We start from the raw sequence: 10,933 nt of genomic DNA on the forward strand, positions 1-10,933 counted from the left end.
CTGTCATATGACCCTAAATCATTTTCCTTTTATTATACAATATTGTTGATTATTTTACATTTTTTGTCAAGTTTTCAAAAATTATCTCTCCAACTCCACCCGCATTATTGTCCGATTTTGTTATATGCTTTGCAGCTGATTTTGCTTTTTCATTTCCGTTTACAAGTGCATATGACTCTCCTGCCCACTTAAGCATTGTCACATCATTTCCTGAATCTCCAAATGCCATTACTTCCTCTGCTTTTATTCCTAATTTGTCAGAAAGCCATGCAAGTCCGTTTCCTTTATCGGCACCCGTCCCTGTTATTTCGATGTTTCCTACAAATCCTGCAGTATATACAAGATTAGGTATTTTACTTAAGGCATCCATTATTTCCTGAACTACCTTTGTATCAACATAATCTACATTAAACTTTTCAATTGGAACATTATCAACTACTTCCTGTAAATCTTTTGTTAATTTCATTCTTTTTCTATATTCAACCAAAAATACTTCCGGTAATCCTTCAGTATTGAGGAAATTGTCATATGAATATTTATTAACATAAGCTTCCTGTCCTGCATAGATTTGAAATACTGCATTATGTTCAACCAATATTTTTAATATTTTCTTACCTGCTTCTTTACTAATATAGCTAGACTTTATAACTTCATTTGTTGCTTTATCAACTACAATAGCACCATTTGACAATACCATATAATCAACGCATCCAACATCATCTATTTCTTTTTGTGAAATTGATTGTGTTCTACCTGTCGACATAACAACTTTTATTCCCTGTTCATGTGCCATTTTCATAGCTTCGATATTTTTTTCATTAATCTTTAAATGATCATCTCCTACAAAAGTTCCATCAACATCAAATGCAATTAATTTAATACTCATTTCTTTCTCCTCTTGATTGATTTGTCCATTTTAATTAGAGACATACACTCGTCTCCAAATCCTGTATGCATCTTTTCCGACACATACAACCACATAATACTATATAAATTTATTATTTTCTACAATTAAATTTATGGTTATAACCGGCATTTAATTGTATACACTACCAATTTATCTTTTATTCTCTGTTATAAAAAACTCTCGAATGAATAATCAAACGAGAGTTTTTATAATTAATTCCGGCTATTTATTCATAGCCTTTTATTAAAATTTTATTTTAATAATTCTAATACTTCTTCTTCTGTTACACATTTCATTACTTTTTCAGCTAATGCTTTACATTCATCTATGTTGCAATCTGAGATTGTCTTTCTTGTTTTTAATACGCTTGTAGCACTTACACTGAATTCATCTAAGCCAAATGCAAGTAATAATGGTATAAGTTTTGGATCAGCTGCTGCTTCACCGCACATTCCAACCATAATTCCTTCTGCTTTACCACATTCAATAATTCTCTTGATTGCACGAAGAACTGCCGGATTATATGTTGAGTAAAGGTATGCAACTTTCGCATTTCCTCTGTCAACAGCCATTGTATAACCTGTCAAATCATTTGTTCCAATACTAAAGAAATCTGCTTCCTTAGCAAGTGCATCTGCCATCATACATGCTGCAGGTGTTTCCATCATTACACCGACTTTAACATCTTTATTGTAAGCAATTCCTTCTTTATCTAACTGACGCTTAATATCTTCAAGAATCACCTTAACTGCACGAAGTTCATCTACTCCTGTTACAAGTGGAACCATTATCTTGATATCTCCAAATGCACTTGCTCTAAGAAGTGCTCTCAACTGTACTTCGTAGATATCTCTTCTCTTTAAGCAGAAACGAATTGCTCTAAATCCTAAGAATGGATTTTCTTCTGTTTCTAATCCTAAGTAAGGGATTGCCTTATCTCCACCTATATCAAGCGTTCTAATAATTACAGGTTTTCCTTTCATTGTCTCAGCAACTTTCTTGTATGCTTCAAACTGTTCTTCTTCTGTTGGAACACTATCTCTATCCATAAATAAAAATTCTGTTCTGAAAAGACCAATTCCTTCGCCGTCGCATTCAACAACTTTATCTGCATCTTCAGGCTTACCAATATTTGAAACTAATTCAACCTTAACGCCGTCTTTTGTTTGAGATGGTTTACCCTTGTATGCTTTTAACAATTCTTTTTCTGCTGCATAATCAGCAAATTTCTTTTCAAATTCTTTAACTGTTGCTTCATCAGGATTAACAATTGCTTCTCCCTTGCTTCCATCAAGAACTACTGTATCTCCATTTTTAACAATTCCACAAATTCCTTCAATACTTAATACCGCAGGTATTTCCATTGCTCTTGCAAGAATTGCTGAGTGAGATGTTCTTCCACCTACTTCTGTTAAAATTCCTGCAATGTTAGCCGGATTAATTCCTGCTGTCATAGATGGTGTTAAATCTCTTGCAACTAATACAGTATTTTCAGGTACCTGTGAAATATCAACTTCTTCAATACCCATCAAAATCTTAAGCATACGTGACTTAATATCCATTAAATCTGTTGCTCTCTGCTGAATTAATTCATCAGGAACTGCTGCAAACATTTCTGCTGTCTGGTCAAGTACCTGTTCTAATGCCATTTCTGCTGAAATCTTCTCGCTTATCATCAATGCTGAAATCTGTTCTTCAATCATTGGATCCTGAAGCATAATAATATGACCTCTTAAAATATCAGCATCCTGTTCTCCAACAGTCTTTGCCATCTTGTCTGCCATTTCATTTGTTATTGCAACAAATTTTTCAATAGCATCCTGTAATCTTTTTAATTCTGCATCTGTATCTGTAACGCTTTTCTTTTCAACTGTTAAATCATGTTCTTCAATTAACACTACTTTTCCGATTCCGATTCCTTCAGAACCTGCAATACCTTTATACATAAGCATTCCTCACAATCTAATCTTATTCACCAAAGTTCTGTGATTCTAATTCTTCAATCTTAGCCATAGCTGCTGCTTCGTCTTCTCCATCACATTCAAATGTAACTTCTGAACCACATTTAATACATGCTGAAATAATGTTAATTAAGCTCTTAGCATTAATTCTCTTATCTCCAAATACGATTGTTACGTCACATGCAAATTTGCCCATTTCCTTTGCTACGACTCCTGCCGGTCTCATGTGTAATCCTTCTGCATTTTCAATTTTAACTGTTCTACTTACCATTTCTTTTTCCTCCTTAATTTCTAAATATATATACATCAATACAATCTTTTGTATTATTTCCAAATCCACATTGTTCTATTTAAATTTTATATTTTTATTTTACAAACACTAATACTGCTACTATTTTTAGTTTAAAACGGGCAGGCATTTTGCATGTCTGCCCATTTTGGTTCTACGCTTATTGTGTAACCTTCAAATCTTCAATCCCCTATGGTAATAATTAATAAGGTTTTATTTTGGCTAAATAATCCGTTCTTTTTCGGGAATTTATTTAAGCATTGATATCATTTTTTCTACAATTGCGTCTGCCTGCTTAATAGCCGGGCCAACACCGATTTTAACTTTTTTAATATTGTCGAAACGTTCTACGTTCTTAATTGGCATATCTGTTGTAAGAATAACTGCGTCTGCTGTTGCAATATCAGCTGCTGTTATTTCATTTTCAATACCAATTGAGCCCTGTGTTTCAACTTTACATTCAACACCTGCTTTTTCACAAGCCTGCTGAATAGCTTCTGCTGCCATATAAGTATGTGCAACCCCTGAAGGGCATGCTGTAACTGCTAAAAATTTCATATCACTCACTCACTTTCTTAGATTTTATTTTATAGAAGCCACAACCAATTATCTTTGTGGCTTCTTATCATTCACTAATTAATTATTATATTATTCGAATGAAATATCGATATCTTCGACAACTTCTTCTTTTTCTACATAATCTTTCTTGAATATTGCACAAAGTGCTACATAAATCGCTACACCAATTAAGATACAAATAATGTAAAGTGGCCAACCAGCTAAGAAGCTTTCACCCTGAATAACAGGAGCTACGATCAAACCACCCCAGCAAGCTGACATCTTAGCGCCAACGCCAAGGAGTCCTGCGATACCACCGGCAATTGCTGATGAAATCATGTTAATAGGAATCATTCTTGTTGGATCTGCTGCTGTATATGAAATAGCACCTTCTGTGATACCACAGAAGCCCATTGCTATAGCACCGATACCTGCGTTCTGTTCTTCTTTTGAGAATTTCTTCTTTAAAATTAATGAAGCGACACCACAACCAATTGGAGGTACACAAATTGCGATACCAACTGGAGCTGCGAATGTATAGATGCCTGTACCTACGAAAGCTACCATTAAGATTGAGTAAGCAACTTTGTTTACAGGACCACCAAGGTCAAATGCGATCATAAGTGCTGCTAAAGCACTGATACCTGCAAGTGCTAAACTTCCATGATCTCCGTGAGCCATGTTTCTCATAACATCTTCTAACCATGTCATGAATGCTGCAATAGGTGTTCCGCATGCAAACATTATAATACCAACTGCCAATACACCAATTACTGGAATGATGATAATTGACTTAAGTGACTGCATTGACTTAGGAAGTGGAATCTTCTTTAAGTAATGAGCAATAATACCACCAAGTAAACCAGCAATAGCTGCTCCGATAAATCCTGCTGAAGCTGTTGTAACAGCGCCATCAGCAAAACCTGTAGGAATGTTTAAGGCCATGAATCCGCCTGCCATACCAACTGCAATACCAGGTCTGTCAGCGATTGAAAATGCAATGTATGCTGCAAATACAGGACACATTAATCCAAGAGCATCAACTCCGATTGTCCATAACCAGTAAGGAATTCCTGAACCCCATCCTGGGGCTGCTCCTTCACCTGTTAATAAAACGGCAATAGCCATTAAAATACCACCACCAACAACAACTGGAATCATGTAAGATACACCATTCATAAGATGTGTTTTAGTGTGTTTTAAAATATCAACTAATTCTTTCATAATATCGTCCTTTCTTATTATGTTTTCTCTTAAACTGCACCGATTAATTCAATTACTTCATCTGCAGTTTTTGCACTAAATAATTTTTCTCTGAAATCGTCATGCATTACTTTTCTAAATAAGCCTGCAAGAATTTCAAGATGTCTGTCTCCCTGTCCCGGAGACGGAACACCAATCTGGAACACTAACTCAACTTCTTCTGAGTCGTCCCATTTCATTGGATGACTAAGTCTTACAAATGCCAATGAAGGTTCTTTTACATGTACTGATTTAGAATGAGGTGTTGCAACAGAAAATCCAACTGCTGTACTTGAACCTGCTTCTCTTTTCATTACGTCTGCAACATATCCTTCCTTGTCAATAAGTCTTCCGTCCTTGTCCATTGCATCAGCGATTAAATTAATTACTTCGTCTCTGTCTTTCGCGTCTACGTCGAACATTACAATCTCTTTGCTCATTAAGTCTTTAGCCAACTTCTTGTACCTCCTTAAATAAAATTATTACCTTTCTTACAACATTAATTTTACTAATTTCGTTTCTTGTTTTCAACGCCCCACAAAACAGAAAATTGCACTATTCCTAGTGCAATTTTTCTGTATCTCTTATGTGAAACGTTTTTCTTGTAGCCCTTTATTTATAGGCATTACAACAATTTTACTTTTTATGATTCTCTAGTCATTTTTTGCCCTAACTCCAGTGCAAATCTGACATAATGCTCTTCTCAATTTCCATTTCATTATTGCTTTTTCTGATTCTCTGAATTTTACTTTCAGAGTTCAAAAATCTTGACAAATCTGCAAAGAACATTTTTGTTGTATTAATATTGTCAAAATTAAGTGCCAAAAGGAAAATAATATCTACATTATCCTCTCCCCAGTCAATCTCATAATTAACCTTAATAATATATACTATTGGTTTTAATACATTTTTAGATTTTCCATGCGGGATTGCTGTTTTGTTTCCAATGGCAGTAGAACTGATTTCTTCTCTCTGCATTACATCTGAATAAAAGTCCTCAGTAACATATCCATCTTCTACCAACTTGTCGCTTGCAGCTTTCAAAATTTCTGCCTTTGTCATTTTTTTACTTACAACACTTATATATTTTCTATCTATTACTGAATATAATTCATAATTGTCTGCAATTGAATTTGTCATATATTCAAAGCAGGCATCCTTGATTTTCTTTATATCATTATTACTTACAAGAGGTGATATATTTACAACCTTATCTTCATATTCAAATCCCGGAAGCATTGACAAAACAATGTCAAATTCGTATTCATCAATTTCTGCTATCTTTTCTGATGATAAAATCGAAACAATTTTTACTTCTTCTATTTTATCTTCTATTTTACCGGCAACAATGCTTGCAGCTGCCACGCCACTTGTTCCTATTAAGATAGCCTTTACATTTTTTTGATTTCTATGCATTGCTCCACCAAAATACAAAGCTAAGAATGACATTTCATGCTCCGTTGGTGATGCGTGACAATATTTTTCATAAAATTTAGATAATGTAAATGTTGTTGCAAATATTCCTGAATACATTTCTTTTACATCATATAAAAATGGATTTGATATCTCTATTCCATATTTTGTTCTAATGAATGAAGCTGGAAGAAATGCCTTCAGGCTATTAACAAGCAAATCATTTTCCATAAAATCAATATTTAAAATTTCAGACATATATTCAAGCATTTCATCGCATACTTTATCGCTTAAATCATAAAAACCTTCATTATGAAACTGCTCAAATTCTACTTCTGCTCTTTGCATTGCTGCAGAAGCAAATATAATATCCACATAATGCTTTTCAACATCATTTAATTCGATTTTGCCTATTTTCTCTAATTCTTCAACAGCTTTATTTGTGATTTCTTCATTAATATATTCTTCACATTCAGCTATATTTTCCTTTAGCAGATGTCCCATTCTTACTCTTAAAAGCTGAATGCATAAATATTTCACACACGCTTTAAATGAGTAATCCGTATAAACAATATTATATTCTTTTTCTATTGCCTCTACAGTTTGTATCGCTCTTTCAAAATTGTCTCGTCCAAAATTATTTACACAAATACTTTCATCAAGTACTGACAACCTGTAATCAATTGGTTTTGTAATTTTATGATTTCCAATAGGAAATACGCAATATTTTTTTAATGCTTTTCTTATTGAAAATTCATCTCCCGTAACAAATACACCATGCCCTGCTACTCTGTTTACAGTTATGTTATGTTTCTGTAAACGTTCCGCAACACAGTCAATATCATCACTTATAACTTTTTTGCTTACGTTTAGCTCATCTGAAAAAAGTGCTAATGTATAAGTATCCCATCCGCTTAAAAGAATAAACATTATATAGCTCATTCTCTGATTCTTCGACAAGACTGTTCTCTTGTCCTTTTTCATATCTTCAATCTGAGCTATCTGTTCGTCTGTGAAATTTGCAACAAATCCTATTCCCGGCTTTCGTTCAAGTTTCATTCCATTTTCATCACAAAAATCTGAAACTTCTTTTATATAAGTTTTTACACTTCTCTCAGATACACCTAAGCCTAACGCTAAAACTTTTGATGTTACCGGCTTTGCATTGTTTTCAACTAGTTTTTCAACTATTTGCATTCCTCTTTCTGATAACATAATTACCCTCTCCTACATGGCAACATTACAAATATGAAGCCATTACTGTTAAGTCTCCTAATATTTTGCATTCGCCTATTCCTGAAGGAATAATAAAATGGTCACCTTTTGTAATTTTGCTTCCGTTTATTTCACCTTCACCGTTAATAACGCTGACATTCATAAACGGTTTGTCCATCGTAAATTTATATTTACCTGCAACATCCCACTTTTCAAGAGTATAGAAATCACATTTAACAAGAGTTGTCTTTGTCAAATCTCCTTCATTTTCAACTGTAATTTTCCCATCATAATCATGATGTGGTGCCTCAATACAGTCAATACTCTGCTGTACGTGTAATTCTCTAGGCTTTCCATTACTTAATCTGTCATAATCGTAAACTCTGTAAGTAATATCACTGCTTTGCTGTGTTTCAATTAAAAGTGTTCCACCTTTAATAGCATGAAGACAACCTGGATTAATCTGGAAGAAATCCCCTTTCTTAATAGGTATTGTTCTAATTAATTCATTCCATCTGCCCTCGTGAATCATGTCTGCAAGTTCTTTTTTGTCTTTTGCATGATGTCCGATAACGATATTTGCATCTTCTTTACAGTCTAAAATATACCAGCACTCTGTTTTTCCAAGTGAGCCATTTTCATGAACCGCTGCATATTCATCATTTGGATGAACCTGAATGCTTAAATCGTCTTCTGCACCTATTATTTTTACTAATAATGGAAATATGTTATCCTGAATGTTTCCAAATAATTCTCTGTGATTTTCATAAACCCATGATAAAGTTTTTCCTTCAAACTCACCATTTGAAATAGTACAATCACCTGACTTGTGTGCGCTAATTCCCCAACACTCACCTGTCTTATCTGTCGCCTGTTCGTAACCAAATTCTTTTAATAATTTGCCACCCCATATAGCTTCTTTGAATACTGGATTTAAAAATAATATTTCCATATTATGCTCCTTTCAATTTCCTATTTATGTATACATACACTAATTAAGTGTTTATTTTATTAAGCCAGACATATAATTTTAACTAAATTTATTAAAATAATTTGTCCCACTATTGAACTATTTTATCATATTTATATTTTTTATCATACCTATTAAATAAAAAATATATTCTATAATAATAGCCATATAAGGATTTTCTATGATTTTAAAATTTTTTTCAGGTAAAAAACAACTCATAAAAGTTATTTTGCCAATTATCTTTTTTTTATTTTTATTTTTAAAAACAGTATATTTTAAATCTCCTAACGTATTAAGTAATCCTTCTGTTCAAACCGAATTTGATAATTACACAGCCTCTCTTGTTACCTCATCACTATCCAATGACACTCTAAGTATGCATTTTTATATTGCCAACGCAAATGATTTTTTTCAAACTGATTTTCCTCAGTCATTGGGAAATTTTTCTTTAAAAGATATGAAGGAAAGCCAGACTGATTGCATTAAACAGATTAACACATTAAAAAAATTTGATTATAAATCTCTTTCTAAGTCCCGGCAAATTACATATGACATCTTACTTTCTCATTTTCAAACCGAGTTAGATTTTGGTGATTTATGCGAATATTATGATTGTCTTAGTCCTACAACCGGAATTCAGGCTCAACTTCCTATTTTATTATCTGAATACGAATTTTATTCCGAAAAAGACATAAAAAACTATTTTTTGCTATTAAAAACTGTTCCCGATTTTTTTGATAGCATTATAAATTTTGAATCTGAAAAAATTGATAACAAAACATTTATGTCTAAATCAAATTGCGAGTCCATCATTGCTCAATGCCTGTCATTAATTAACGACAGCTCCAATAAAAATAATTTATTAATAGAAACATTTAATTCCAGATTAAAAAAATGCAAATTCCTGTCAGACAAAACAGTTACTGCTTACTTAAATTTAAACGAAGATTATGTAAATAATTATGTTTTATCTTCCTATAAAAAACTTGCTGACAAATTATCCCTTTTTAATTCTTCTTATTATATAAACAAAGACTTAGAATACTATACTCTTGCAGATTCTAAACAAGGTAAAGCTTATTATGAATATCTTGTTTCCTCTAAAACCGGAAGTACCAAAACGGTTTCTGAATTAAAAGCACGTATTCAAAGTCAGATTGCCGCCGATATGACTCAGGTTTCTTCTTTATTTACTTCTAATCCTGAACTTGAATCACAATTTTATAATTCAACTTCAACTACTATTACAGAACCTACAGATATACTTAAGGATTTAAAAGACAAAATAAATAATCCTGACAGTTCATTTTATGAAATCTGCAAATTAGATTCCATTAAATATGATTTAAAATATGTTGAACCTTCTCTTCAGGACTATTTAAGTCCGGCATTTTATCTTTCTCCACCGATTGATATGCCTGACAAAAACACTATTTATGTCAACAAAAGTGACAAATTTAAGAATCAGGATTTATATACAACTTTAGCCCATGAAGGATTTCCCGGACATTTGTACCAAAACCATGTTTTTTCCACAACAAATCCTTCTGCCATACGTTATCTCTTAAACTTTGGTGGATATACAGAGGGTTGGGCAACCTATGCAGAATTTCTTTCTTACAGCTATGAAGTTTCTAATCCTTCTCTTGCAAAAGCCTTAAGCTGTAGTGCTTCATTTTCTCTCGGACTGTATTCACTTGTAGATATAGGTGTTAATTATGAGGGCTGGACCCCTGAAGACACCAAAGTATTTTTAAAACACTATGGCTTTTCCCAGCCTGATATACAGACTGAAATATATAATTCCGTTACTGAATCCCCGGCAAATTATCTGCAGTATTATGTTGGTTATTTGGAAATAACAGAACTCAAAAATTTGTACCTGCAAAACCATTCCCAAAAAAATGCTTTGCGCGACTTCCATAGCTTTCTTCTGAAGTTTGGTCCTGCACCATTTGATGTAATTAAAAAATGGATGTTATAAAATAATTGTTGATGCTACCAGCGACAAAATAACAATTCATATATTCTTAATTGTAGTGTATATTTTCATTTGCTTTAGTTTTTATTGATAAGAAATAAATATACGCCAAAAAATTCCGGCAGATTTTATGTTGCAAACGATAGGCAGATTTTTGAAATTTTGCGAGCATAGCTTAAATTAAAAAGTTATGTATGAGCCAAAAAGCGAGTTTAACTTTTTAATTTATAATAAGCGGCGTAGCAAAATAAAAAAATCAACGTGTTTGCGGCATAAAATCGAGTCTGTGAAATAAAGTCTGTAAATAGACATTCTATGATAAGTGATGGAGCTGTAAGTTCATGAAATGAGCTTGCAGCTCTTGTTTATATAACTAGCATATAAAAATACCCATGTC

The 10,933-nt window shown here is 32.9% G+C and carries 9 protein-coding genes; 1 reads left to right on the forward strand and 8 read right to left on the reverse strand.

Translation table 11 applies throughout. The features are described from left to right. Positions 1-49 precede the first annotated feature (49 nt). The 8 genes from N5B56_RS12480 to manA form a co-directional block, all read right to left on the reverse strand. On the reverse strand, positions 50-886 hold the full coding sequence (locus N5B56_RS12480) for a Cof-type HAD-IIB family hydrolase (RefSeq protein WP_260979116.1): 837 nt from the start codon (positions 884-886) through the stop codon (positions 50-52). 272 nt (positions 887-1,158) lie between these two features. Next, on the reverse strand, positions 1,159-2,853 hold the full coding sequence (ptsP, locus tag N5B56_RS12485; protein WP_260979117.1) for a phosphoenolpyruvate--protein phosphotransferase: 1,695 nt from the start codon (positions 2,851-2,853) through the stop codon (positions 1,159-1,161). A 22-nt stretch (positions 2,854-2,875) separates the two neighbouring features. Next, positions 2,876-3,139: an HPr family phosphocarrier protein gene (locus tag N5B56_RS12490; RefSeq protein WP_260979118.1), complete on the reverse strand. Its 264-nt coding sequence runs from the start codon at positions 3,137-3,139 to the stop codon at positions 2,876-2,878. A gap of 267 nt (positions 3,140-3,406) precedes the next feature. Continuing rightward, on the reverse strand, positions 3,407-3,715 hold the full coding sequence (locus N5B56_RS12495) for a PTS fructose-like transporter subunit IIB (RefSeq protein WP_022089160.1): 309 nt from the start codon (positions 3,713-3,715) through the stop codon (positions 3,407-3,409). Between the two features lie 90 nt (positions 3,716-3,805). Further along, complete coding sequence (locus N5B56_RS12500; RefSeq protein WP_118565853.1) at positions 3,806-4,939, reverse strand: PTS fructose transporter subunit IIC; 1,134 nt, start codon at positions 4,937-4,939, stop codon at positions 3,806-3,808. 29 nt (positions 4,940-4,968) lie between these two features. Continuing rightward, a complete protein-coding gene (locus N5B56_RS12505; RefSeq protein ID WP_243003082.1) occupies positions 4,969-5,412 on the reverse strand; it encodes a PTS sugar transporter subunit IIA in 444 nt (147 codons plus the stop codon). A gap of 214 nt (positions 5,413-5,626) precedes the next feature. Then, a complete protein-coding gene (locus N5B56_RS12510; protein WP_260979119.1) occupies positions 5,627-7,585 on the reverse strand; it encodes a BglG family transcription antiterminator in 1,959 nt (652 codons plus the stop codon). Positions 7,586-7,610: 25 nt separating this feature from the next. Next, entirely contained in the window at positions 7,611-8,537 is a 927-nt protein-coding gene (gene manA / locus N5B56_RS12515) for a mannose-6-phosphate isomerase, class I (protein WP_260979120.1), read from the reverse strand. A gap of 199 nt (positions 8,538-8,736) precedes the next feature. Here manA and N5B56_RS12520 point away from each other — a divergent pair, with 199 nt between their 5' ends. Then, positions 8,737-10,539, forward strand: coding sequence for a DUF885 domain-containing protein (locus N5B56_RS12520; protein ID WP_260979121.1), 1,803 nt, complete (start codon positions 8,737-8,739; stop codon positions 10,537-10,539). Positions 10,540-10,933 lie beyond the last annotated feature (394 nt).

The sequence above is a fragment of the Eubacterium album genome, assembly GCF_025336545.1.
GTDB lineage: Bacteria > Bacillota > Clostridia > Lachnospirales > Lachnospiraceae > Eubacterium_U > Eubacterium_U album.

Coding starts and splice junctions, on each gene's coding strand:
- N5B56_RS12480 (WP_260979116.1), bottom strand. CDS start 886: ATGAGTATTAAATTAATTGCATTTGATGTTGATGGAACTTTTGTAGGA.
- ptsP (WP_260979117.1), bottom strand. CDS start 2,853: ATGTATAAAGGTATTGCAGGTTCTGAAGGAATCGGAATCGGAAAAGTA.
- N5B56_RS12490 (WP_260979118.1), bottom strand. CDS start 3,139: ATGGTAAGTAGAACAGTTAAAATTGAAAATGCAGAAGGATTACACATG.
- N5B56_RS12495 (WP_022089160.1), bottom strand. CDS start 3,715: ATGAAATTTTTAGCAGTTACAGCATGCCCTTCAGGGGTTGCACATACT.
- N5B56_RS12500 (WP_118565853.1), bottom strand. CDS start 4,939: ATGAAAGAATTAGTTGATATTTTAAAACACACTAAAACACATCTTATG.
- N5B56_RS12510 (WP_260979119.1), bottom strand. CDS start 7,585: ATGTTATCAGAAAGAGGAATGCAAATAGTTGAAAAACTAGTTGAAAAC.
- manA (WP_260979120.1), bottom strand. CDS start 8,537: ATGGAAATATTATTTTTAAATCCAGTATTCAAAGAAGCTATATGGGGT.
- N5B56_RS12520 (WP_260979121.1), top strand. CDS start 8,737: ATGATTTTAAAATTTTTTTCAGGTAAAAAACAACTCATAAAAGTTATT.